Raw genomic sequence first — 23,661 nt, 5'->3', positions numbered from 1 at the left:
TCGCGAACGCCACATGTGCGTTCACGCTCCCCTCCTGCATCTGGCGCCCGTTTCATGGCGCTCCGTCTCATTGCATTGGCGCAGCCGAGGTCGAGGCATGACGATGCCGATTCCGACAACTCGTGCAACTTCCTCCGAGGATCCCGCTCATGCGCATCAGTCAACGTGGCTTACTCCTGGCCTTGGGCCTGTCCCTTTCGATCAACGTCCTGGCAAGCCAGGCAGGATTTCGAACCGTCAGCGTTCCCGGTCTACCCGCGGAACCCGAGCCAATCCCCGTCGCCTTGTTCTACCCTACGCAGGCGCCCGAAAGATCCATCGCCATGGGTCCGTTCACCGTCCATGCCGCCATCGGCGGCACGCCCGACGCGCAAGTGAAGGGCCTGATCGTCCTGAGTCATGGACACGGCGGATCTGAACTGGCACACGCCAGCTTGGCTGAAGCGCTGGCGCGACACGGCTATCTGGTTGCCGCGCTGCGACATCCCGGCGACAACTGGCAGGACAGTTCGTTGCTCGGAAACGGCCCGGCTCGCTATTTCACCGCGCGCCCGCAACAGGCCTCACGTGTGATCGACGCGCTGCTGCAGGACCCCAGTTGGAAGGACCGTATCGCGCGTGACGCCAAGGGGCCACGCGTAGGCGCTGTCGGGCATTCAGCGGGCGGCTATACGGTGTTGGCCCTGGCAGGGGGAGAGCCGGAACTGCAACGGCTCACAACGCATTGCGCGAACAACCGGGCGGACGATCCGATTCTGTGTAGCTTGACGGGAAAGCCAGCGATGACCAAGGCTGGGGCGACGGATCAGGCCGAGCAGACGCTGACCGATAGCCGAGTACGCGCAGTGGTCGCGCTCGCGCCGCTGGGCGCCGTTCTTTCAGCGCGATCGCTGACCTCCATCAAGACGCCGACCTTGGTCTACGAGGCCGATCTGGACCGCTATCTCATCCCTCGCTTTCATGCCGAATGGATCGTGAAGAACGCGCCCAACACCGAACTTCGACGCGTTCCCAATGCATCGCACTGGGCATTCATGGACACCCCAAGCATGCCCATTTCGACGCCCGATGGCGACGTCGGGGCCGATCCAACGGGCTTTGATCGGGCAGCGTTTTTGAAACAGCTGGGCAATGACATCCCAGCATACTTCGATGCGATCTTGAACTCGTCTGGAGACGATCGGAACGCGCGCCCCCTAAGCAAGCCCCACGCGAACGAGGGTGTGACCGCTTCGGCACCGGGCTGACGTTCAACCTTCTTCGATCGGAAGCCGGACCCGAGAGAGAAGCAAACATTCTCGTCACAAGAGATTCAGGTGCCCTTCAAGTGCTCCTGTTCGGACGTTCGACGCAGAACGCATGAATAGGCTCGACTCGTCCACGCAGAGCAAGCGAACCAAGGTCACGGACAAGAACTTCAGGCGGCGGACTAAGCGAGGCCAGCGCCTCCGCCGATGCAATGAAGAAGCATCCTGCTTCGCGGGTCGCCTGCTCGAGGCGTCCCGTGGTGTTCATGACATCGCCATGGAAGACGATCGCACGACGCACCAGGCCAACCTCGCCGGTGATGACCTCGCCCAGATGCAGAGCCGCACGCAGTTCGGGTTCCACGCCAAAGCGTTGGACAAACCGATTCGCGTCCGCGGCAAGCGCTGCGCGCATGGCGAAGAAGCAGCGCAACGCTCGCGCATCGGCAACGCCTTCAGTCTCTACCCACGTGACGACGATCTCGTCACCGACATATTGATAGATTTCGCCGCGGCACAGCTCGATAGGTTCGGCGACCGACGAAAACACCGCGGCAAGGAAGCGATGTGCTTGTAGCGCCCCGAGTCGCTCCGCGATCGCAGTCGAGCCGACCACGTCGGCGAACAGGAAGAACCGTCGTTCTGCGTAGGGCCGGCGATACTTTCCGAACAAGAGAGCAATGAACGTGCGATAGCCGACGAGGCCCGCAGCCTGAAAAACCATTACCACGACGGCAACGGGCACGAGCGACAGGAAAACCGCAACGAGTCCAGTGCGCGCGCTATAGACGGTCACGACGCCTAATAAACGCTCGCCCGGTTGCCCAGCGAGGATCACCCCTGCGATCGCACCGTAGGTAAGCGTCTTCAGGATAAGCACCGCAACGAACGGCAGCGCGTCGAGCCATCGCATCGAAGCGCGAGGAAGAAAAAATATCTCGATACCGGCGATCCATGAAGCCATGAGCAAGGCGTCGATCACGCCAATCGGAATGGAGATCAACATGGAAACGACGAGCGAGCGAGCGCCCGGTCCGGCAATCGCAACGGCATAGACCACTCCGGAGCACGCACCGATCCCCGCAGCCATCCGCAGGATGCGCGTGAAGCGCCGCAGTCGTTCGCGTGCAACGGCGGAAAGTGTGGCGATCATCTGCCTTCGCAGTCTAAGAGCATCACGGCGGATGTCTGCATCGAGCCCTTTCAGTTGCGGCCTTCGCAGTTCCGATACCGGGGAGCCATCCAGCATTTTCGCGCAGTGGTCTTCGCGACCCTGAGCGGAGCGCATTCAATCCCGGCGTCAGCGCTCGTGGCCGCAATACATCGGTGCGGCGTACTGGTTCTCGGCCAGCACGTCTTTCGCCAAGCCTGCGGCAGTCTTCGGCCGTGTGTTCAGCGATAGCTTCGCCGACACTGCGCCAGTGAGCGCCATCGCCTTTGCGGGCGTTGAACTTTCGAGTGCGGCGCTCGGGGCTATCGTCTACAGAATCCTGCGCTGAATGCAGCCATTTGTGCTGTCGCGCCAAGTCTCGAGCCTGAGAAGAAACTGTTGCGCCCGCACCTCTCAAACTTCGCCTCTCAAGCGAACTCGACTCGTCGACGATCGACGGATTCCGACCTCGACGGAACGGTGCCCCAGTACGACGGGAGGGCTGCAAAGGGCACCCAGCCGCCCATCAGCCGCGCTTGGTCATCGGCGGCTTGGTGCCGATGACCGGCCATTCAAAGGCCGGTAACTGAAGGACGGCTCCTGGCCCTTCTCCCCCTGAGACTGACAAATATAGTCGGTCGACCGAGACCTACCTAAGTTGTTGATTCTTCTGGAATTCTCAAGCTCGGTAAAGTTGGTCGGACTTTTGGCGGGTCGCCAGGGTCACGAGGCTTGGCAGAGAATATGCGCTAGTCGAGCCGCGACCGGCGTCGACGGCCGGAAATCCTTCTGGTCTCTCATGCCGATTCACCCTCCTCCGAATTTCTAAGTTTCCAACGACCCCTGGACAGAGCACCGATGAGTACGCCCAATGGCCGATCGCGAACGAAAAGGAGGTCCGCATTTTCGCGAAAGCTTCAGATCGACTCGTCCACGCCAGGTTTCGGCTCTTTAGGCTTCTGCTTCCCCCGGGCCCGCGCCGCCTTTGCTCGTCTCCCCGTCTCTTGCAGTTCGGCAGTGGTCTTGCGCCGGCGCTTGCCAGCAGCATTCGGGCTCATCGCCGCGCTGGTCCGAGGACTTTCGAGCGAGGAGATTGCACGCTTCTCGTTCGCTGTTGCTGCCGCCTTGATGACTGCCAGCGCGACAGCTTTCTCTCTCACTCGCCGCAACTCGTCCTGGTATTCTTCATCTACTACAGAGTCGATGCTGAGCGACTTGAGCGGGCACTGGAGATCCAGACGAAGGTCGCCGCCTTGACCAGCGTGAGCGCAAAGAAGCTCGATGTCTCCGCGCGCAGCCGTGAACCTCGCCGAGCCATAAGCTTCCTGCACATCTTGCAACTCCACAACGAACGCGCCACGCTCCCGCGCGACCCGATACGCCTCCGCAAGCAGCTTCACGAGTTCCCGCTTGAGGCCCGCAGACCAGTTCCATAGCTCAAGAGAGGCGGCTTCAAGTTCAAAGGCTAGCACCGCTCCTAGGACAACCTGGTACTCCCGCAAGAGTTCCTTCCAGTCATCGGAAGATTCAGGGTCGGGAAGAAGCAACAGTTGATCGTCCAGAAATCTCTGCTTAATCTCGCTCTTGCCATGCTTCTCGTTCATCAGCTTCCATATGAAGCTGTAGTTTGCGACTACGAACCATGGAATGCGCACTTCACTACAGGAGAGGAGCAATTTCGATATCAGAGCCGTCGCCCCTTCAGACTGTGTCATGAACTGCAATTCCTCAAGTCCATACAGACAGAGGCCGCAAAAGCCGGACCATGATCCACACTCCAAAGGGACGTCCGCCTCCTTGATTCGATTTGTTCCGCCGGCAAGCATCCCCGGCGGCCCCAGAGTTCGAAGAATCTGAGAGATGCTCCTTCGGCTCCCTACCTTTAGTAGCTCGAAGTCATTCAATGGGACCGAAGGATGACCTTCATCGATGAACACGTGCGTGCGACCACTGAGTATGCGCTCCAAAGCTTCGCACAACTTTGACTTACCACATCCGGCCAAACCAGTGATGATTGCTGGATAAACCGGATCTCCTTGCCCGATTCCCTCATAGCCTGCCCGTAAAGCCGAGCGGGGATCGGCGTACGCGGTTTGTGAGTAACCAAAGGCGCGCTCGATCAATATCTGCATGATTCGACAGCTTGGAAGGTTTGGATAGAAAACCTCCCGCAATCCTGCCTTGATGCGCATCCACGCCACCTCCTTCGGCAGCTTCTCAAGACCTTCGAGTCGTCTGCCTCGAACACGAGATAGTCGTTTTATCTCGTCTAACGATAGCACTCTCTCGTATCGCGCGGCGTACACATTGCCCCCCGCACGCGCGCTCACGATTTCCTTCCCCTCCCAGTGACCCCTCGCGCTTCTCCCGCCTCTCTCCGTGCGACCGCAGATCCCCGCTTGGGCCGACCTCTTGTGCGCCGACCGGCGTTCCACTTGAGACCTACCTGCTCTTTGAACATCGCGTGCACTTCGGCAGCCACCGCATCCCGCTGGTCGTCAGCATCCAGGTTTCGCTCTGCCTCGTGCTTGGCGTACTGCACCACTTCAGCGAGCGACATGTAGATCACTCGGTCGTGGACCGGAATCGGATAGCGCACGTCCAACTGCAAGAGAACACCCTTCCAATCAATCCATATCACCCTCGGGCAGATCTCGAGTACGTAGATCTTCACCTCCAAAGTCTGAGCCTTCACGAGCGATATGCACGCCGTCCGCTCGAGGTCCTTTGAATGATAGTTTCGTCCCACAAACTCCACACCACGTCTGCTAAGGACGGCCGTGCGAACCTCCAGGAAGGCGCGAATGGCCCTGTCCCTGTCAATCTCTTCCGCATCATTCCGACCCAAGCTATTCAGCATGTTCCAAACCCCGTTCGGAGACACCTCCGTCAGGAACTGATCGAGGTCCGGTGCGATTCGACTGCTAACATCAGCTGATCTGTTGAATCTGATGACGTCCATGATGGCACTTCGCGCCAGTTCTATGCTCCTCATTTCGGACTGAAAGAACGAGGGCTCTTCTCGGTTCTTTCTGGATTTGGAATGCCCCGACTCCGCCACGGCGTTGCTCTGAGGCGAGTGAGTCGGAGTCATCTGTCGGATGACCGCACGAAGCTCTGGATCTCGGCTGAGGGCTCCCTCGGTGGCGCCGGGCCCATGATCGGTTGTCTGATGCGGTTCGCACCCGATGCTGGTCCAATCTGCTGGCGATATGGTCATCCCGAACAGACTACAGAACCACACCTTGTCCACCGCCTCGCAGAAGAGCGCGGCGCGATATGAACTAGCCGACTCTCCCCCTTGAGAGAAGCCAATACCTGTTATTACTCCTGATGCGTAGTCTCTCCTGGTGGTTGCATAAAGCGCGGGTAGAGTACTTCCCTCGACATAACCCTTCGGCAACGCCAGGATCGCCTGCGAATCCGACGAAACGCGCTGCATCAGATTCCCGCACTTCTCGGTAAAGCTACCTTTCGTTGGATGCAAGTTCGACCGAGCGTTCCGAGAGCCTACTACCGTCTCCTGAACCTTCCGCTTTCCAATGCTCTCTTCGACGTAATTGATGAATGTCTTTTTGGTCGGAAATGGTAGACCCTTGGGATGATAGAACTCTGTAATCTTCTTCCCTTTCCGCATGCGAATCCTGGTAAGGCAACCAAACTCATTGACCATAACCTCGCCGTAGATTTCGGGGTACTGCAATCCTAGTCCGCTGTACTTCCTGTAGCCTTTGATCATCTTGTCCAGCATATCTGGGCTGGTGTTGTATCCATAGTCCTTCCCTTGATGGCTTGGCCGCCCCCTCTTACTCGTTCCTGCATGAGTGAGTCGTTTCCAACCTCCGATGCGCTCGGTTGCATAGTGAAGAGCCATTCGATCTCGTCCGAAGAGGAGATAGCTATAGAACCAAAGCCTGACCCTCGATTCATTCTGCTTCGGCTTGAGCGACCGTGCATACCGATTGATCTCGCGGTCTGGATCCTCTAGTTCGAATATCTCGTGTGCGCGATCAATTAGCGGCTTGATAATTGCAAGACGACCATCTATCCGCGCATCGTGGCTCCGCACCAGTTCCCGCCGCGAGTTAGGTGACCTGAACCTTATCGAGTTCTCCGAGGCGATCCAGGGAGGGAGGCGTCTTTGCCGCTCAGCTACGACAATTTTCTCGGACCTGACGCCTTGTTCGAAGTCAGTTCGGGGAAGAGAAACCGACATGACGAGTGGGACCCCTGCTGCGGGTCCTGCGTCGTCCGGCATCGGTCTTGTTGTAGCGCTGAGTCTTTGTCTGAACTCTACAAAGAGCGTTCTTTCACTGTCTACGCTACTATGTACGAAGTAGTACTCGGAACCTTTCTCCAGATTCTTATATCCGTTGGGCGCGTACAGAAGACGTCCCCGAGCGATGCCCTGATTCATTTCTCTCCCCTAGAGAACCAGTGGCCATACTCGTCGACGACGCGCCGCACCTCCGGGACCATTGGCTCATCGATCCACAAGCGCGCAGATAGCAATTCGAGCCGCAGGCGCTGGATCCAGATTGCCTGGTACATGACGATCTTTGAATGGTATGTTGGATACCCATGGGACAACTCCAGAAGCTTCAACACCTCCCATGCCGACGCCCCTTTGTCCATTCCTTCTCGCAGCGAGTCGAGTAAGTGCTCCTGCTGTGAAGCGTTCAGGCTTGCTTTCCGCCTGGACCACGCGTGGAGTTGATAAAGGTTCCCAATAAGAATCGGATTCACTTCATCGCCGGCAATCCTGCGCGTTGGTATACCGACATCTCGATACAAGACCTCCTGCACCTTGTGCCTAGCACGCTCTTTGGTCATCAGGCGAGAAAGATCGGTCCTCAAGGTCACCCCGATGGTTGGGAGCTCGAAGGATGAACTGGTGTCCTTGATGTCTTGGTCGACGATGTATGGTCCGTGCCCGTCGCGCAGGAAGAGAAGTATGTCCCCGACCCAACAGGTGGGCTCTTCGTCAAACTCCTCGCTTACAAACCTTGGATGAAACCGAGCGCAATCAAGCTCCTCGGCAACGGCCAGGGTCCCACGAAACTCGGGAAGCACCATCCCTCGCGCCATCGGATGGCCGAAGAGCGGATGCTGGGCCGGGTTGAACGGCAGCATGCGCTGCTCCTGCAGTTCGAACAGCCCAAACTGCGGCCCGAGGTACAGGTCTATGAGCAAAACCATTCTTTCCGGCTCGGACAACGTATGGACGTCTCTTCCTAGAAGCTCAGACCAGACGGTCGCTGGACTCGCCTTGGGCGGAGCTTCAGCGCGAGTTGCCTTGATCGAGGGTTCGTATGATCGTCCGAACTTGGGGGGATCCTGCCGCCTCATGATTCGAATGTGACGCTCTTCGCTCACCGAGCGCTTCTTCTTCCGACCCTTTGTGGTAGCACCCTTCGCCCGTTGCGCCATCAACGTTCCTCCATCATCAAGACACGGCATGAACTAGGCATCGCCGACCACTTCGAGAACGCGCGCGAGCTAGCGCGCCGCGTGCGACTGCATCGTGCACCGCGACTACAAGTGCGTCCGCGTTCTTCCGCTAGTCCTCGCGACCCCGCGCAGCAATCGTCGCGTGTCGAGATAGCTCCCGCTGCTCCTGCGGGTCGAACAGCCAGCATTGGGGGCCGCAATGCGGGTCAGCAAGAAGTGCAAGCCTCCGTTCCTGCTTGGACAGCCTACGGACGCCCCTGCCCAGAGCTTCGGAACGTGCGTTGGACCAGCTCGTCCCGGACGGTGCTTCCTCGCGCGGTGAAACGATCCAGGGCAGATAGTCCCGCCCGAAACTGGTGAGCCCTTGCTTATGCATCATTCGAATACTTCTGTTCTCGCTCACAGAGGCCTTCATACCTCGCCCCTTATCACTGTTGGCTCGGTGCGTCATGACTACTCCTTCATTTCCAGTGTCGAGGCAGCGTATCGCCAGAGCACCGCACATCGCCCCGTGATTTCATTGAACTTGATGCGGCACATGCGAGTGGGTAGTGCATCGCAAGCATTCGTTTACAGGCTCGTTCATGCGGGCAATCCGATCTCGCGACGAGGTCCTCCAGTCGTCGTTCAGGCAAGGCATTACTTGGCTCAAGGCGCAACGGAACTGGTCTCCGCATTCGCCAGAGTCAGCCAACTTTGCCGAAGGCCCGCTCACCTGTTCTGAACTGCCGCTTTCTGGCCCCGGGTTGTTCCTTTCGCCTTCCTAGTTGATCGGCGGCCAAAGAGAATGAGACGAACAGCCCTTTCGACCCGGGTGCAACAGACCCGCAGGATTCGCTCGAGGCAAGCCTGATCGACCGCCTCCGCAAGACATGCCGAGGCCAAGTGCTCTCCGACCCAAAATCTAGAAAGGGCACGCCAACGAGCTGGAGATCTCGCGATGCCGTTCAGAGCGGGAAGCCCCTGTCGCACCAGACGATACCTGGCACTAGCAACACTGCACTTCATTTGTCGTGAAACCTCACTATGGTTCCCTCCTGCGCCAATGTATGCCAACCATAGTTCGGAATCAGTAGACTCACAGCGATCAGATGTCCTCTCACCGCGGATGACTGCACTGTCGATCTTTCCACTCAGGGTGGCGACCTCGAAAGCCGCATCTACGTCTTTGCGATTTGCGAATAGGCTAGTCAGAATGAGGGCATACGCGGTCCCGGTCACATATGTAGACCTGCATGCGACGACGTTGTCCAACGGACCAAATGGAAGTCCCTCGCGCTTGCAATCGAACGTATCGAAGTGCTCGGTTGCCCAAGCACTATCGCACATCGAAAGCACTAGATCACTCAGTAGCTTGTGGGACGTCATCCCAGTCGCCCTGGCATACCCGAAGCGATCGCCGATCAGCTTGTTCAAGACCCTAGCCTCCATTGGGCTCGGCCGCACCAAGAGCTGCATGAAGATCTCTGCGTATCGGGCTTGGAACTCGTCCACCACTACCGGTTCAACAAGATGTTCGAGCGAAGTAGCTTGACGTGCCACCCAGTCCTCAGGCCTGGTTGCGAACGGGTCCTTCGCGTGGTTCTGGACCAATCGCACCTTGTGACTCGGACACCAGTCCACCCCTTCAATGTGATGCTTGCGCATGTACCAGGAGGCACCCACGTCCCGCAATTGCTCAGCCACGCAGCAGGGACAGAAGAAGCAGCCCGTGCGATGTGGCAGCATCCCGTGCTTTCTTGCCGAGTTCGCTGCGCTCGGGGATCCAAAGGGGTACAGTTGGCCAGCGCTAACGGCAACACGATGAGCCCCCAGCATTGAGTGATACTGTGCGAAGTGGAGAACATCACATCCCGCAAGTTTTGCCACTAGGTATAGCCTCGGCACGCTTGTGGCGCGTTGCCCATATTCGACCAGCTGTTCCCGCATCTTCGTCAACTGGTCGCGGCGGGATTGGCAGCGCTCGAGTTGCATGTGTCGACCCTCTACTGAAATCGCCAGTTCATCCGGATAGACACCCAGCGACAGCCCGTTTGCCGTCGGTTTGCTCTCCAATCCGCTGACGAGGTCTTGCGTTGTCTGCGAGCTCATCGGTCGTTACCCCGATAGTCGCAAGCCATGGCTCCTGACATTGGCGGGCAAGAGCCAGGTGTCGACGCTCCCGGAATCACTCGGCGGCCCCACGCACCCGAAGGCGGTGGAGACCGCCGCGACGGCGGTTGACGCGCGTGTGGCCACGCACCGGCAAGAAGCGCGTTCTTCTCCGCGACAAGACTTGGGTCGGCCAGCGCGGCAGTCTGCCAGCGAACTCGCTTCTCGATGGGCCGCATCTCAACTGAGTGCTGTTGCCAAACGATTCGCTCCGAAGGAGATCCGAATGAGCGCAGTTCGAGCGCGTATGGCAGGCAAAGCGTGTCTTCTCTCGCCGGTAGCCATCGAGTTATAAGCGCGTTGGGCGAAACCTCAGCCAATGCTCCACTGAGCGGGTTGTCAGGAGCCGTTCTCAGCGTTCGGGACCGTGGCCAATCGGCCCCCAGCGCACGAACATGAGCCGACTTGCGCATCTCGATAGGGAGTATTCGCCGCCAGCGATGACAACTGACAAGCAGGTTCGCTTCGTCGCCAAGCCGTGAAGCGGCATAGAGGGGAACATCCGGCGCCCCTGCGGTCTGTCGCAAACCCTGCCGATCAGGCCATGTTCTGTCGATACGTCTCACCATTACAAAGACAAAGTTCACGTTGCAACTCCTGGTTCACTCCGTGGCGTGCACTTTCGCACGGCCTCGGGGGCCACCAGTGAAGATCTGCAACGATGAAATTGTGGACTCCGAACGTTATAGACTGACAAGTTCGGGTGCTTACAGGACCATCACTTTAAGAAAGGGTCGACCGGAATGGTCGACCCTATAAACCAAAATAATCTAGTCCCGCCAACCCGAGGTTTTAGACACATTGGCCGTCCTTGCTTGCAGCTCAAAGTAGAGCTCCGCAATCAAGAGCTGATGGTCCCGCGATGCTGAGCTAAGTGGATTGACCAAGCCAGAACCATACGCACCTTCTTCAATCTGCGCGATGGCTGCGTGAATCACCTCTGTCCCGCCAAGAACAATCTCGAAGTCTTCGATGTCGATGGCCGCCGATGCTAGAAGCACGCGACCAAGTGGCCACTCCAAGTAGTTCGCAATGCTTTGAAGTGTCTCACGGTCGCACCTCGCGAGCGCTGCCGGATGCGCGCGCAGTCGATACCAATGCGCTGGATGAATTCCAATCGCCGCCGCCAATTCGTTGGGACTGTGTCCTCGTGTCTGCGCTTTCGAAGCCAAGGCAGCGAGTAGGAGTTTGGCGCCATGTGAGTCGTCTGGTCGCTTCTTTGGACTTCCATTGCGCTCGTCCACTTTGTCTGTATTCCCTTCATAGTTTCCTTCTGGTGCAGAGATGTCCTCTGCTTCCCGTGTAGCGAACGTGCAAAAGACTGGCCAGCATCGCGTTGACATGTGGCGCGTCTTGCGTGTGAACGCCGCGCATGGCGATCGCTCTGCCACTGGCAATTGACTCTGCTCCGCTCTTGACCATGTAGGCAGCATGCCGCAGAGACGGCCGAGCAGTCAGCGGGAAAGCATGGGAGCGACTGCGCCGCAGACGAGCCCACTGCTGCACGTGAAGCAGTGGGGGCTCCTGGCAGGCGATTAGTGAGCTGAACCTATAACGTAACACACACTTCGCCCCGCACTAAAACGCTGGCGGCCCCGCTTAGGCGTATCCCTTATAGATGGCCCCGGGGCTTTCTAAGTCCGTGACGATTAGATGCAACCTTGCGCGAAGAGTTGCCTTCAGGTCCTTTGAGTTCTCTTTTTCGGTTCCGTTTTGTCGTTTTTCAGGGATTTGACTGTTCCACGTCCGATCTTGAGATCGGCTCTGTCGCTTGCGTGCGAGCAGGACGTTTTAGATGCCATCCTTGTGTATAGAGAATCTGGAGAAATCGCTATACGACCCGTACACGCTACGATTCTCGAACGCGTGGGCAACCCAGACCCCTATCACCGTGAACGCATCTTTCATCTCACCTCAAGCCATTTCCGATTCGACGCCGACTGCTCAAGCAGAACAAGCCATTCTTCCTTCCGGACAGTTCATCAAGTTTCCCCGAGAGGCGGCACACTCCAAGCTCCCAGCGCGCCTACGCAACCTCCCGGTGCTCCACGGCACGTTCAACCATGAACTGTTTGACCTCAATCCCAATCTGCCAGCGTACGTTGGGTTCGGGCAGTCGGGCACGATTGACACCAACATCTTGACCTTCCGCCTTCAGCGCGGCCCCAACATGCTGTACTGGTTGGCCAACCCCGCAGACCCATGCGTTTGGGAAGCTCTGGACCTATGGGCTGCAGCAGGCGCGCTGGTGCTGATGGCAGAGTTTTCAAACGGCGAGACCTTGCTCCTGAGTCGGTCTTTCGAGCTGGCACCACGGACTCAGGCGTTGAAGTCAGATGTCTCGCGAGCTTCGACCATGACCCCACGTTTTCGAGAGGCAGCCTTTGACATCATCGGCACTGGCAACATTCGTCACATGGCGACAACTGACATCCCGGCCTATCCGACTCTGAACCATGTTCAGGGCTGCATGGTGGCGACTCCGTTCACCCCGCGCGGTCCGGCGGCGGATATCAGAGGCACGTGGGACCCGGCGAGATTCCTGATAGCAGAGGGCAGCCCTCCGGTGTTCATGTCGTCGGTGGAATAGGTTTTTCCTAGTCTCATTCAACTGCCCGCGGCAGTTATAGAGCGGCCCCTGTGGCCGCTCTTTGTTTTTCGCGAGGCACCATTCTTCCGCTCGCCCGTCCGAAACCTGGGCCATACAGCGCGTGCCAACGGTAGAAGATCTCAACTTCTTGCCCGACATGGGCAGAATGAACCGGAACTGGCAATCGGAAGATCCAACTGGCTCTTCGCAGGCTCCCTACGAGCAGGTCAGCGCGCTGCGGCCGTCATGAGCCTGATCCAGTCAGCGAGGCTCAATGGGAGCGCGCCGCACGCGTACCTCAGCGACATCCTCGAGCGGCTGCCCACTCATCCAGCCAGTCGCATCGCCGAGTTGCTGCCGCATCGCTGGCAACCAACAGCAGTGCACTGATCGAAGCACCGTCGTCAAGACGGGATCACCGCGCGCTTACCGAGTAACGGCGGTTTTGCACGAGAGGTTGTTGTTGCAGAGGGCTTCATTTGGAAAGGCTCGCAAGATTGGTTTCGGTCATGCGCAAGGCGGTTTCGTATTTCGCTGGCGCCGTGGCGTTGAAGCGACGGTAGATGTCTTGCGCCTCCGTGAAGTTCTTGCGCGCCTCCGCCATGCGGTTCTCGTCTCGGTTCAGGAGACCCAGGTTGTTAAGAGTCAAGGCAAAATCAGGGAGATAGACATCCGGATTCTTCTGGGCGAGGGTGCGACGGATGGACAGCGACTCCTCGTAGGCCTTGCGCGCCTCCGCCAGGCGGTTCTCGTCACTAAGAAGGTTGCCCAGGTTATTGAGGGTTGTGGCGACGTAAGGGAGGTAGGCTTCCGGGCTCTTCTGGGCCAGGGTGCGGTATGTAGATAGCGCCTCGTCATAGGCCTTGCGCGCCTCCGCCAGGCGGTTCTCGTCCCTATGCAGGACGCCCAGGTTGTTAAGAGTCGAGGCGACGTCAGGCAGATAGGCGTCCGGATTCTTCTGGGCGAGGGTGCGACGGATGGACAGCGCCTCTTCCAACGCCTTGCGCGCCTCCGCCATGCGGTTCTCTTCGCGGTTCAGGACGCCCAGGTTGTTGAGGGTGATGGCGACGTAGGGGAGGTCGGCCTCCGGGCTCTTCCGGGCCAGGGTGCGGTATGTAGATAGCGCCTCTTCATAGGCTTTGCGCGCCTCCGCCAGGCGGTTCTCGTGGCGATTCAGGCGGGCTAGGTTGTTAAGGGTCGAGGCGACGCTAGGGAGATAGACGTCCGGATTCTTCTGGGCCAGGGTGCGACGGATGGACAGCGACTCTTCATAGGCTTTGCGCGCCTCCGCCAGGCGGTTCTCGTCAGTATGCAGGTTGCCCAGGTTATTGAGAGTCCTGGCGACATCTGCCGATTTGCCTTGTTGGCGATAGAGACCCAAGGCTCGTTCGTAGCCTTCGCGCGCCTGCGCAAATTTGTTTTGCTGCTGATGAAAGTAGGCGTATTGAAACCAAGCGTCGGCAGAACCAGGGGCCACCTTGACAGCCCTGCCGTAGGCACGGCCCGCGCCGTCGAAATCGAACCTCAGGGCGAGGATGTCCCCCCGAAGAAGAAATCCTTGCGCCGCCTCGTCGAGCTTCTTCTGCGCCGCTGCGGCTTCGCTGTCCAGGCGGTCTTCCTGCAGCGCATCCAGCGCCGCGTCGAGCTTCCCATCGAGGAACAGCCGCAGCGCCTCGTTGTAGCTTCCACCGCCTTCGGCCGGTGGTTTGGCCGCCAGCCGCCGTGCCAACTCCTCGGCCTGCGACCGAGCCTGGTCACGCTCGCGCAGCAGGAGTTCTCGCTCCGCCGGAGTGACCCCCTGGCGGTCTTGCAGTGCCAACCGCCGTTCGAACTCCTTGTCGGTCGCCTGCAGACCCTTGAGCCGATAGAACTGCAATGCCCACTGTTCCCGCTCGGCCGTCTTGCACAAAATGATCTGCAGCGGCGACGCGTTGGAGCCAGGCAAGTTGGGCTCCAGTTGAATGGCGTTGACCACCACCCAGCCGGGCCGGGCAACCACGATGCGCGTCTTGTCGCCGGGCACCCGTTTCGCGAACTCCAGGACAAAACTGCCATTGCTCAGCGTCGTGGTCTGGTTCGCGTCGTCCGCGCTGATCGACACGCCAGGCACGGGCTCGCCACCCTCCTGATTCAAAACCACCAGACCCTTGAGCGTCGCCGACGGCGCTGCCGACGAGGTGGTGCAACAGACGAGCAATGTCCCAAGGGCCATGATTCTCAAGATCGAGCGGAAGCACATGGCAGCATTCCCAGTTTGCTCTACCGCTCCGACTCAAGGCGAACGGAGAGCGGATTGCTACCGCCGAGTACCACTTGCCCTCTCCAAGGACTATGGCCTGCTGCTGTGATCGTCGCCGTACGATCGGACTCGGGCAGATCTGCGGGCAAGGGGAGATAAAAGCGCCCGTTTGAGTCCGTCATGACCTCCGAGCGGCGCGGAAGACTCAGCTTCGCGCCAGCCAGCGGCTGTCCCTTGGAGTCGAGCACCTGGCCCTGAAAAGGAACCATCCTTGGCTTCACGCGAAGATAAGTTGCCTCGTCGCCAAGCGTGACGCGAGCGGAATCCTCCACAAGCTCATAGTCGTCTGCGCCCTCCAACGCCACGGATACTTGGCGGCCACGTTGGTCAGCAGGAATTCCGATGAAGCGGGCTTCGCCCTTTGTCCCGATCTCTTCATACCTTCGATCGGCGCCGAAATCGAGCCTCAGTTTGCCTCGGTTTCGCAAGACAAGCTGTCCTGATTCGCTGCTCACAAAGATGGTTTGATCAAAACGCACCTCCGGCTTGGGCACCAGCCGGAACCCGAGGAGCACGACTAACAGCACAAGTACAGCAGGTCCTCCAAGTTCCAGGGTGCCATTAAGCACCTTCCCAGTGTATGAAGCGTAGGACCTGAACAATGCGAACAGACACACGGCCGCCGCCAGCCCAACCAGAAGCAGAAGCACGTACCAGAGATGACCGACTAGGCCGAGTCGGACGAGGATGTCAGCTCTCCAGACCATCAAGGCCAGGATTGCCAGCCCGGCCGCAAGAGATATCGCAGCGACGAACAGCGGCGTTCTTGCACGAGAGCTTGCTGTTGAAGAAGGCTTCATTTGGATAGGCTGGCCAGATTACTTTCGGTCAAGCGCAATGCGGTTTCGTATTTCGCTGGCGCCGTGGCGCTGAAGCGACGGTAGATGTCTTGCGCCTCCGTGAGGTTCTTGCGCGCCTCCGCCATGCGGTTCTCGTCGCGGTTCAGGGCGCCCAGGCTGTTAAGAGTCGAGGCGACGTAAGGAAGATACACGTCCGGATTCTTCTGGGCGAGGGTGCGACGGATGGACAGCGACTCCTCGTAGGCCTTGCGCGCCTCCGCCAGGCGGTTCTCGTCACTAAGAAGGTTGCCCAGGTTGTTGAGGGTCGTGGCGAGGTCAGGCAGGTACGCGTCCGGATTCGTCTGGGCGAGGGCGCGACGGATGGACAGCGACTCCTCATATGCCTTGCGCGCCTCCGCCAGGCGGCTCTCGCTGCGATGCAGGGCGCCCAGGTTATTGAGCGTCTTGGCGACGTCAGGCAGATAGACGTCCGAATTCTTCTGAGCCAGCGTGCGGTATGTAGAGAGCGCCTCTTCATAGGCCTTGCGCGCCTCCTCCATGCGGTTCTCTTCGCGATGCAGGTTACCCAGGTTGTTGAGGGTCCTGGCGACGTAAGGCAGATAGACGTCCGGATCCTTCTGGGCAAGGGTGCGACGGATGGACAGCGCCTCTTCCAACGCCTTGCGCGCCTCCGCCATGCGGTTCTCTTCGCGGTTCAGGACGCCCAGGTTGTTGAGGGTCGAGGCGACATCAGGCAGGTAGGCGTCCGGATTCTTCTGGGTCAGCGTCCGGTATGTAGATAGCGACTCTTCAAAGGCCGTGCGCGCATCCGCCATGCGGTTCTCGTCGCGGTTCAGGACGCCCAAGTTGTTAAGGGTCGCGGCGACATCACGGAGATAGACGTCCGGATTCTTGTGGGCGAGGGTGCGACGGATGGACAGCGACTCCTCGTAGGCCTTGCGCGCCTCCGCCATGCGGCTCTCATCACTGAGAAGGTTGCCCAGGTTGTTGAGAGTCGTGGCGACATCTGCCGATTTGCCTTGTTGGCGATAGAGACCCAAGGCTCGCCCGTAGCCTTCGCGCGCCTGCGCAAACTTGTTTTGCTGCTGATGAAAGTAGGCGTATTGAAGCCAGGCGTCGGCAGAACCAGGGGCCACCTTGACAGCCCTGCCGTAGGCACGGCCCGCGCCGTCGAAATCGAACCTCAGGGCGAGGATGTCCCCCCGAAGAAGAAATCCTTGCGCCGCCTCGTCGAGCTTCTTCTGCGCCGCTGCGGCTTCGCTGTCCAGGCGGTCTTCCTGCAGCGCATCCAGCGCCGCGTCGAGCTTCCCATCGAGGAACAGCCGCAGCGCCTCGTTGTAGCTTCCACCGCCTTCGGCCGGTGGTTTGGCCGCCAGCCGCCGTGCCAACTCCTCGGCCTGCGACCGAGCCTGGTCACGCTCGCGCAGCAGGAGTTCTCGCTCCGCCGGAGTGACCCCCTGGCGGTTTTGCAGTGCCAACCGCCGTTCGAACTCCTTGTCGGTCGCCTGCAGACCCTTGAGCCGATAGAACTGCAATGCCCACTGTTCCCGCTCGGCCGTCTTGCACAAAATGATCTGCAGCGGCGACGCGTTGGAGCCAGGCAAGTTGGGCTCCAGTTGAATGGCGTTGACCACCACCCAGCCGGGCCGGGCAACCACGATGCGCGTCTTGTCGCCGGGCACCCGTTTCGTGAACTCCAGGACAAAACTGCCATTGCTCAGCGTCGTGGTCTGGTTCGCGTCGTCCGCGCTGATCGACACGCCAGGCACGGGCTCGCCACCCTCCTGATTCAGAACCACTAGACCCCTCAGCGTCGCTGACGGCGCTGCCGACCAAGCGATGCCGCAGAGCAATAGCACAGCAAAGAGCCAGCGACCCTTAACACCTCCGTCGAACAGCAGAATGCGCACGTTGCCACCTCCTCAGCTCGGTTACGACCTGATCGACCTCGTGTGACGTTCCTCCGATCACGTGGATGTACCACCGCATTCTCATTTCGTCCATTCCCCCGATGGAGATACGCACTTCAGCGACGTCTTCCGTCATCCGAATTGGGGAGAGGTTCGCAGTTGGTTGGCACCCCGGATCGACGCGACGGCCGAAGGGCGCAGCGCCCGTGGGCGTGGAAGCGTCAGCCGAACGAAGAGGGGAGAACGATGGAAGCCCGAATGGGTCGAGAACTTGGGCGATGCGAAGCACAACAGCGCGGCCGGCCAACGCTGGAGGCGCGCATTGAACCTCTCGCGGCCTCTTCGTAGGCAAGGAAGCAGGGTCCAGTGATTCACCAGAGCAGGTCGTCCCCCGCGGCTGTGGACGACCCTGGGGAAAACAGAGCCGCCATCGCGGCAAAGCCGCACCCGAAAGCTGAGCAAACTTCGACGAGGATCGGCCACGGATAAACAGCATTCCCTTTACCGGGAATGCGTTATCCCAACCCCACACGCCCGTTCTTGAAATGGGCCGGCGGCAAGACCCGCCTCCTTCCATCCCTTCTCCCCTACTTTCCGACTGGCGCCCGGCTCATCGAGCCATTTGTCGGCGCTGGCTCTGTATTCCTCGCAACAGACTACCCCGCCTATGTCCTCAACGACGCGAATCCGGACCTCGTGGCGACGTGGGTGGCGCTGAGGGAGCGTCCGCGACAGTACGTCCGCGATGCGAGCGGCTTCTTCTGCGAGGCGAACCGCAGCCAGGCGCGTTACCTGGAACTGCGCGCTGAATTCAACGCTTCCGCAGACGCATATGAACGCGCCGTGCTCCTGCCATATCTCAACAGGTTTGGATTCAACGGGCTCTACCGCGTCAATCAAGCCGGCGGCTTCAACGTGCCTTACGGAAAGCCGGTATCGCTCCCACTGTTTCCATTCAACGCCGCTGCGGCTGCCGCAGAACACCTGAAGCGCGCCATCGTGCTCGGCGGCGATTTCGCTGCGGCCATCGACATGGCTCGGTCTGGAGACGTCGTGTACTGCGACCCCCCTTACCTCGACTCTGCGTCGGGCGCCTCATTCACGGCCTTCACAGCCAATGGGTTTGGTCTGGAGGACCACCAACGTCTTGTCGCTGCAGCCAAGCGCGCGGCTTCCCGAGGCGCCACTGTGCTCATCTCGAACCACGATACAGCCGAAGCGCGTTACCTCTATCGGGGATTCGACCTTCACTCGCTACAGGTCAACCGCAGCATCGCGTCGGCTGGAGCCAATCGCGGTGCCTGCGCTGAGCTTCTGGCCGTTCTCAGAGGCTAAAACCTGAGCCTAGACCTCATAGAGATTCGGCGACGAACTCCTGCGCGGCAACAGCCCGCAATCGACACCACATTCCGAAACCATGAACCTTTCTCCCGACACCACAGTCACTATTCCTCTGTCCCTGGCCTGCGAGCGTGCGCCGCTGCTACTCTCAAACGTTCAATCTTTGACGAGGTGCACTCAAGTCGAGCCAGGTCGATTCACGCCAGTGGTCTGCCGGCTGTCCGAAAGTGCCGACGATGCCTCGGCCTTGACCGGCCTCCTAAATGCGGAGCAGCTGCGCCGACCGGGCGCTCTGGTCATTCTCCCCGAGGCAGCCGACGACTACATCGACGCGCTGCTTGAAGAGCAGTTCTTTCCCATGACCACCACCTATGAGGGTCTCATGAAGTGCATGGCTGTATACGCCCTTATTGACGACGTGAGCGGCGTAGCCTTCGAGATGAGTGCGCTTTCGAAGCTGGGTGAGGACGAATTCATTCTGGCAGTTGTCTGCAATGACAAGCTGCGCCTTCGCCGAATCTCCAACCAGCCGCCAATGAGCGATGATGAGCTCCAGGGAACTTGCTTTTCTGCCGACAACTATCGGCCGTACCGTATGTACTTCCGAGAAGAAGTCGATGAAGCGGCACAGAAGGAGCGCGAGGACTCGGGGGCGCCGTACTGGCTCGTGCGGGAGGTCGTGCTTCTGAACAGAAGGTCTCAACGCCCGGACTCCGCGTGAATGAGCGACCAAGCCGCTTCGGCGGCCATTGGCGCGTTCGGGATTTTTGACACTGGAGGACGGTCGCGCCCGCGCGGCCATCTTCGCTGATGACCACTCAGCAACTCGACTGAGACGTTTGAGCGCCAATCACATGACCCTGGATTGACATATCGCGCATGAAGAGTGAGCCGACAGCCCGGAGGACGGCGATTGGCCGGTATACATTCGCGAACATCCGATGCCCAGCACGGCGCTGGGTGCTCGGCACCCGGCACCTCGGTCTCATGATTTGCATCCAAGGCAAAATCCAAGGGCCATGATGACCGAGCCTGCAGAACTCTCTGATGAAGACCTCCTGGATCGAGCCCACCAGCTGCGACTACTAGCACTACGAGGTCATACGGATGCACGTGGGCCGGCTCACGAGCACGAGCGCGAGGTACGCCGCCGATTCGGGAGCGGCACGACCACCATCGCGGCCTCGCTGGAGCCTCTGCCGAGGAAAAGGCGGTCTATCTGGAGATTCTGGCGACAGGCGTCGTAGGGGGGGTGTACTCGCCCCCGGTTCTCGGCGGGCTACCCCCGACAGGCAACACCTGTGCCTGAACGGCTTCAAGGACTTGCGCGCGCAAAGAAAGTCGCGGCCTGCAGGCCGCGACAAATCAGTCTAGTTCATCGGAACCTCAGTGGCGCGTACCGGGGGGAGCAGCAAGCTCCACGCCTCGTCGAAGCACTGCCTTCAAGAAGCTTTCTCCCGGCTTTTCGTCGACCACATTGACCACCACGCTCTGCGTCTCCGAGGTCCGGACGATGCATGCTTGCAGGTTCTTCAGCCGGGGATACGCCGGCAAGATGCTCTTCGTCTTGCGTTCAACCTCCCCACTGACAATCCCGGCGCAAACCGCCTCGAGGTAGCCAGCTGTGAGCCCGGCCCTCGCCTCCTTAGGGAGCGTCGAGAGGAACTGCAGCTCCTCCAGCTTCTGATGCAGCTGGTAGCGGCTGCCGAAGAGGATGTCCGGCTCGCCATTTGGCCGGTAGCTGAGCGTCAGGCGACGTTCTTGGTTCCAAACGTCCAACGCTCGCCAGATGTAGGGGTCCGCGGGATTCGCGTACCAGCAAAGCATGTCTGCTCCACACTGCACGCGGAACACCAGCGACGGCAACTTGTTGCCGACAGCGTCCCAGCCAACCTCGATTTTGCCGGGGAGATTGGGCGTCTCGATGTCGAAGCGGCTGGCGTCAAAGTCGCCTCGCAGTACGACGCTCGTATCAGGCGTGCAGGCGTCCGCGTCACTCAGGCATTCCGAAGCAGGGACAAAAGCGCCCTGCGGAATGACTGGCAGGTCGGTCGCGAAATCGCGCCGCCAGCGGTTCATGTGCTTCGTGGTCTTCACGTGCTGTTGCTTGCTTTTGGTCTGCTTGGTCTTCATTTCAGTCTGTCCTCAAAGTTGTCGCGAGCCGGATTTCGTTGGCCCGCCAACAGGCGGCTCACTCTGAGTAAAGCGACCAAGAACAAAGCGCCCTGCCCTATACGTTTTAGCTAGAACGGATCGACGAAGACGAGGGGGTTCGGCGGTAGAGGACGACAACTGGTAGTCGACCTGAACTGTCGCGCATCAACCCTTTTTGCAACGCACGTAGCTCCATCCGCGCGGATTCGCGGATTTCCTCTCGATTCAGCTCGGTCACAGATTCATCGACCAAGCTACTGAAATGACTCTCGAGCCAGGGTTGGCGGGTATCAAATTGCTCGACTGCGTAGTCGAGCCAACTGTCGTAGCCGTCTGGTGGCGGCAATGGATTTGGGATTGTGAAGAGTTTTCTCCTTCGTCATTCGAGCCCTTGGGAGGCGAGCATTGCCAGCCACATGGGTGGTGATCGGCCCAGATGTCCTGATTCCCCCCAAACTTAGCCAAACAAGTCCTTGTGTAGGCACGGGAGAAATGACGGCAGCAGAGGTCTGGATCTCAGCGTGCGCGCATCAACTGCATCTGCAGTGTGCACCGGAGATCCGCCCGGCCTCGAAGATCTGGCGGGTCGCCTTTGAGGTGCCCCGAGCCTGTGGGAGTTGTCCCCCACGCGAGCCGTTGCGGACTGGCTCGCGCGGCTTGCTCATGCGCGTGTTCCCGCGGAACTCGACAACCTTCGCGGTGTTCGGCCGAAGCACTGACCTGTGCAATCCCGCAGAGACGGCGGGCACATCCTGGAGCAGATTCGTTCGGCCGCGAAGCAATATGTCGCGGTCGGTGGCCCTGCGAAGCTCAGGAACGCATCATCGCCGGTCGTCGTCCGCCGATGATGGACGCCAAACTGTGTCCAGGAAATCGGGAAATGCGTCATCCCTCCTGCGCCACATGAGACGCACCGGTGCGCCCGAAGCGGCGATTTTTGACAGAGTTACGGCAGAGACTTTCGTCATCTTTCCCCAAAAGGCCGCGGGCGCCAAGATCTCCAGGGCCTCTCCTACTCCGCGCCCCTGCTTCCGATGCACCCAGGACTCTCGTGTGGGGCAGCAGTGATGCTGCAGGCCCCGATTCACCAAACGAGGTTGGACCGCCATCATCGGCGGACGACGACGACCGGCGATGATGCTTCCTAAAGCATGGAATCTCATGTCCCCCGCGCCCCCGAATGTGCCGGTGAAGTCCGAAGCCGGTTCAGCAGCAAGGGCCAGGCGCCCGGATCGAGAACCCTTGGGAGCCTATGAAGCCGCCTGACGCCGAAGACCCCGCCCATTTGGACGGCGGTGCCGAGGACGAAAGATACCTGGTCGAACTCGCCGAGGAGGCGCTTGCCGGGTTGCGAGAACTCGGAGCCGCCCTGATCGTCGGCCAAACGGATCTTGATGCGGCGCTGGGCATTCCGGCACCTGAGTTCGCCGAGCACCTGGCAAAGCAGGACGGTCCCGGGCCGTCATGCGACTAACGCGGATCAACCAGTTCCTTCGAATAACGAGCCTATTCGCGAGTCGACGACCGGGAAAGGGATCAGCCTTCCGCCCTGAGCTGCTCTCGATTCCAGATGGCGATGAATTCGCCCGATCCGTTTGCAGCACGCGAATAGAGCCAGGGTGGCGTCAGCCGTTCGTGCGGCAGCTGCCAGATCGGCTTGTTGGCATGGACATGCTCGTTGCCGACGAAAATGTACTCATCGCAAGAGCCGATGATTGCAGCCTCGTCGACATCGGTCTCGCTGCCTCCGGCTTGCGGGCGACTTGGGTCGTACCGGTGGGTGACCCAACATGCAATCACAACCTCGGGCTTGTACTGCGCGACCGCGGCGGCCGCGTCGAGCCGCTCTACATTGTCACCATAGGGAACCGTGGGCTGCCCCAGCCGTTCGTAGTGGGCCTTGATGGCAGCTTCCTCCTGCTGGCGATTGTCGGTCGCAGGGATACCCAGTTCCCTGGCGAGGATGCCATGCCCAGCGCCAATCTCGATCGCGCTCCTGCCCCCGATGCGGCCTCGCAAGAACTCGCACAGCTCAGTTGTCGGGAAGCTGTAGAAGCCATGAAGAATGCCGAACAGCAGTCTCTCCGTTCGCGTCGTCTCGCTGAGGATGCGAGACGGCGTGACACGGAGGCGCCCGAGGTCGTCCAGTAGCAGATGCGAGATGTCCCGTACCCTGGTTCGATCGATTGCGAAACTCTCCATAGGCCGATTGTCAACGCAGAGCCCGCAACGCCGCTGAACGCGCTGTCAAGGGCGATGAACGGGCTCTGCCCCCGGGAATTCCTCGAGGGATCGCCCAAAAAATGGGGTCGACCGTCCGCCTCTCTGAGCGCGGCACGTCAGGTCATGGCTTTGACCAAGCGTATGCCATCAACCTCGGAGCGGTGCCCATGCGCGCCTACCGACCCGGGGGCGCCAAGTTCGACGCCACACAGCTGCGAAAGCCCGGCCCTGGATCAATGGACGCAGCGCTCTCCTCTCACGCACCGGTTCGCAGCCTGGTGCGCACAAGGCACGGTGAATTCACTCGCAATCGATGCTCCGGGGTCGAGCTAGGCTGATCCCCCT

Annotated in this window: 16 protein-coding genes and 2 pseudogenes; 7 read left to right on the top strand and 11 right to left on the bottom strand. The window is 59.8% G+C overall.

Annotated features, from left to right (window positions below):
• Window positions 1-149 precede the first annotated feature (149 nt).
• Window positions 150-1,247 carry an alpha/beta fold hydrolase gene (locus FHW64_RS27740; protein WP_184531438.1) on the top strand — a complete coding sequence of 366 codons (1,098 nt, stop codon included), beginning with the start codon at window positions 150-152 and terminating at the stop codon, window positions 1,245-1,247.
• A gap of 76 nt (window positions 1,248-1,323) precedes the next feature.
• On the opposite strand, the gene FHW64_RS27735 is transcribed toward FHW64_RS27740, so the two are convergent.
• Window positions 1,324-2,400 (bottom strand): adenylate/guanylate cyclase domain-containing protein, encoded by a 1,077-nt coding sequence (locus FHW64_RS27735; RefSeq protein WP_184531437.1) that lies wholly within the window; start codon window positions 2,398-2,400, stop codon window positions 1,324-1,326.
• A gap of 166 nt (window positions 2,401-2,566) precedes the next feature.
• On the opposite strand from FHW64_RS27735, the pseudogene FHW64_RS34540 reads away from it, so the two are divergent.
• A pseudogene (locus tag FHW64_RS34540) lies at window positions 2,567-2,746 on the top strand (aquaporin family protein); the annotation flags it as partial.
• A gap of 568 nt (window positions 2,747-3,314) precedes the next feature.
• Here the strand turns inward: FHW64_RS34540 and FHW64_RS27730 are convergent.
• From FHW64_RS27730 to FHW64_RS27715, 5 genes are all read right to left on the bottom strand, one after another.
• The gene (locus FHW64_RS27730; protein ID WP_184531436.1) at window positions 3,315-4,589 is read right to left on the bottom strand and encodes a hypothetical protein; all 1,275 of its coding nucleotides are present in this window, start codon (window positions 4,587-4,589) and stop codon (window positions 3,315-3,317) included.
• A gap of 134 nt (window positions 4,590-4,723) precedes the next feature.
• The gene (locus FHW64_RS27725) at window positions 4,724-6,814 is read right to left on the bottom strand and encodes a hypothetical protein (protein WP_184531435.1); all 2,091 of its coding nucleotides are present in this window, start codon (window positions 6,812-6,814) and stop codon (window positions 4,724-4,726) included.
• Entirely contained in the window at window positions 6,811-7,530 is a 720-nt protein-coding gene (locus tag FHW64_RS27720; protein ID WP_221220718.1) for a hypothetical protein, read from the bottom strand. Before FHW64_RS27720 ends, FHW64_RS27725 begins: the two co-directional genes overlap by 4 nt.
• Before the next feature lie 1,029 nt (window positions 7,531-8,559).
• Window positions 8,560-9,939, bottom strand: a complete 1,380-nt coding sequence (locus tag FHW64_RS34925) for a TniQ family protein (protein WP_409350651.1) — start codon at window positions 9,937-9,939, stop codon at window positions 8,560-8,562.
• Between the two features lie 830 nt (window positions 9,940-10,769).
• Window positions 10,770-11,342, bottom strand: coding sequence for a helix-turn-helix transcriptional regulator (locus tag FHW64_RS27715; protein WP_184531433.1), 573 nt, complete (start codon window positions 11,340-11,342; stop codon window positions 10,770-10,772).
• A 548-nt stretch (window positions 11,343-11,890) separates the two neighbouring features.
• Here FHW64_RS27715 and FHW64_RS27710 point away from each other — a divergent pair.
• Window positions 11,891-12,589 carry a hypothetical protein gene (locus FHW64_RS27710; RefSeq protein ID WP_184531432.1) on the top strand — a complete coding sequence of 233 codons (699 nt, stop codon included), beginning with the start codon at window positions 11,891-11,893 and terminating at the stop codon, window positions 12,587-12,589.
• Between the two features lie 180 nt (window positions 12,590-12,769).
• Window positions 12,770-12,979 (top strand): annotated as a pseudogene (locus FHW64_RS27705) (transposase domain-containing protein); the annotation flags it as partial.
• A gap of 85 nt (window positions 12,980-13,064) precedes the next feature.
• Here FHW64_RS27705 and FHW64_RS27700 read toward each other — a convergent pair.
• Genes FHW64_RS27700 through FHW64_RS27690 form a run of 3 tightly spaced genes read right to left on the bottom strand, consistent with a single transcriptional unit; the run spans window position 13,065 to window position 17,598 of the window.
• The gene (locus FHW64_RS27700) at window positions 13,065-14,828 is read right to left on the bottom strand and encodes a tetratricopeptide repeat protein (RefSeq protein WP_184531431.1); all 1,764 of its coding nucleotides are present in this window, start codon (window positions 14,826-14,828) and stop codon (window positions 13,065-13,067) included.
• A 20-nt stretch (window positions 14,829-14,848) separates the two neighbouring features.
• Entirely contained in the window at window positions 14,849-15,688 is an 840-nt protein-coding gene (locus FHW64_RS27695; protein ID WP_184531430.1) for a carboxypeptidase-like regulatory domain-containing protein, read from the bottom strand.
• Window positions 15,685-17,598 (bottom strand): tetratricopeptide repeat protein, encoded by a 1,914-nt coding sequence (locus FHW64_RS27690; protein ID WP_184531429.1) that lies wholly within the window; start codon window positions 17,596-17,598, stop codon window positions 15,685-15,687. The genes FHW64_RS27695 and FHW64_RS27690 overlap by 4 nt, the downstream gene beginning before the upstream one ends.
• Window positions 17,599-18,108: 510 nt before the next feature.
• Here FHW64_RS27690 and FHW64_RS27685 point away from each other — a divergent pair.
• Together FHW64_RS27685 and FHW64_RS27680 are read left to right on the top strand one after the other, a co-directional pair.
• Window positions 18,109-18,933, top strand: coding sequence for a DNA adenine methylase (locus tag FHW64_RS27685; RefSeq protein ID WP_184531428.1), 825 nt, complete (start codon window positions 18,109-18,111; stop codon window positions 18,931-18,933).
• 82 nt (window positions 18,934-19,015) lie between these two features.
• A complete protein-coding gene (locus FHW64_RS27680; protein ID WP_184531427.1) occupies window positions 19,016-19,660 on the top strand; it encodes a hypothetical protein in 645 nt (214 codons plus the stop codon).
• 665 nt (window positions 19,661-20,325) lie between these two features.
• Here FHW64_RS27680 and FHW64_RS27675 read toward each other — a convergent pair.
• On the bottom strand, window positions 20,326-21,072 hold the full coding sequence (locus FHW64_RS27675; protein WP_184531426.1) for a hypothetical protein: 747 nt from the start codon (window positions 21,070-21,072) through the stop codon (window positions 20,326-20,328).
• A 1,273-nt stretch (window positions 21,073-22,345) separates the two neighbouring features.
• Here FHW64_RS27675 and FHW64_RS27670 point away from each other — a divergent pair.
• The gene (locus tag FHW64_RS27670) at window positions 22,346-22,567 is read left to right on the top strand and encodes a hypothetical protein (RefSeq protein WP_184531425.1); all 222 of its coding nucleotides are present in this window, start codon (window positions 22,346-22,348) and stop codon (window positions 22,565-22,567) included.
• Between the two features lie 62 nt (window positions 22,568-22,629).
• Here FHW64_RS27670 and FHW64_RS27665 read toward each other — a convergent pair whose 3' ends face one another.
• On the bottom strand, window positions 22,630-23,295 hold the full coding sequence (locus FHW64_RS27665) for a hypothetical protein (RefSeq protein ID WP_184531424.1): 666 nt from the start codon (window positions 23,293-23,295) through the stop codon (window positions 22,630-22,632).
• Window positions 23,296-23,661: the final 366 nt, after the last annotated feature.

This window comes from Variovorax sp. Sphag1AA, assembly GCF_014192575.1.
GTDB lineage: Bacteria > Pseudomonadota > Gammaproteobacteria > Burkholderiales > Burkholderiaceae_C > Variovorax.
The sequence above is the reverse complement of the archived record's forward strand: the minus strand, read 5'-3'. Positions and strand labels throughout refer to the sequence as shown.

Coding starts and splice junctions, on each gene's coding strand:
- FHW64_RS27740 (WP_184531438.1), top strand. CDS start 150: ATGCGCATCAGTCAACGTGGCTTACTCCTGGCCTTGGGCCTGTCCCTT.
- FHW64_RS27685 (WP_184531428.1), top strand. CDS start 18,109: ATGCGTTATCCCAACCCCACACGCCCGTTCTTGAAATGGGCCGGCGGC.
- FHW64_RS27715 (WP_184531433.1), bottom strand. CDS start 11,342: ATGTCAACGCGATGCTGGCCAGTCTTTTGCACGTTCGCTACACGGGAA.
- FHW64_RS27735 (WP_184531437.1), bottom strand. CDS start 2,400: ATGATCGCCACACTTTCCGCCGTTGCACGCGAACGACTGCGGCGCTTC.
- FHW64_RS27730 (WP_184531436.1), bottom strand. CDS start 4,589: ATGCGCATCAAGGCAGGATTGCGGGAGGTTTTCTATCCAAACCTTCCA.
- FHW64_RS27675 (WP_184531426.1), bottom strand. CDS start 21,072: ATGAAGACCAAGCAGACCAAAAGCAAGCAACAGCACGTGAAGACCACG.
- FHW64_RS27725 (WP_184531435.1), bottom strand. CDS start 6,814: ATGAATCAGGGCATCGCTCGGGGACGTCTTCTGTACGCGCCCAACGGA.
- FHW64_RS34925 (WP_409350651.1), bottom strand. CDS start 9,939: ATGAGCTCGCAGACAACGCAAGACCTCGTCAGCGGATTGGAGAGCAAA.
- FHW64_RS27680 (WP_184531427.1), top strand. CDS start 19,016: ATGAACCTTTCTCCCGACACCACAGTCACTATTCCTCTGTCCCTGGCC.
- FHW64_RS27700 (WP_184531431.1), bottom strand. CDS start 14,828: ATGTGCTTCCGCTCGATCTTGAGAATCATGGCCCTTGGGACATTGCTC.
- FHW64_RS27720 (WP_221220718.1), bottom strand. CDS start 7,530: ATGCTGCCGTTCAACCCGGCCCAGCATCCGCTCTTCGGCCATCCGATG.
- FHW64_RS27665 (WP_184531424.1), bottom strand. CDS start 23,295: ATGGAGAGTTTCGCAATCGATCGAACCAGGGTACGGGACATCTCGCAT.
- FHW64_RS27670 (WP_184531425.1), top strand. CDS start 22,346: ATGAAGCCGCCTGACGCCGAAGACCCCGCCCATTTGGACGGCGGTGCC.
- FHW64_RS27695 (WP_184531430.1), bottom strand. CDS start 15,688: ATGAAGCCTTCTTCAACAGCAAGCTCTCGTGCAAGAACGCCGCTGTTC.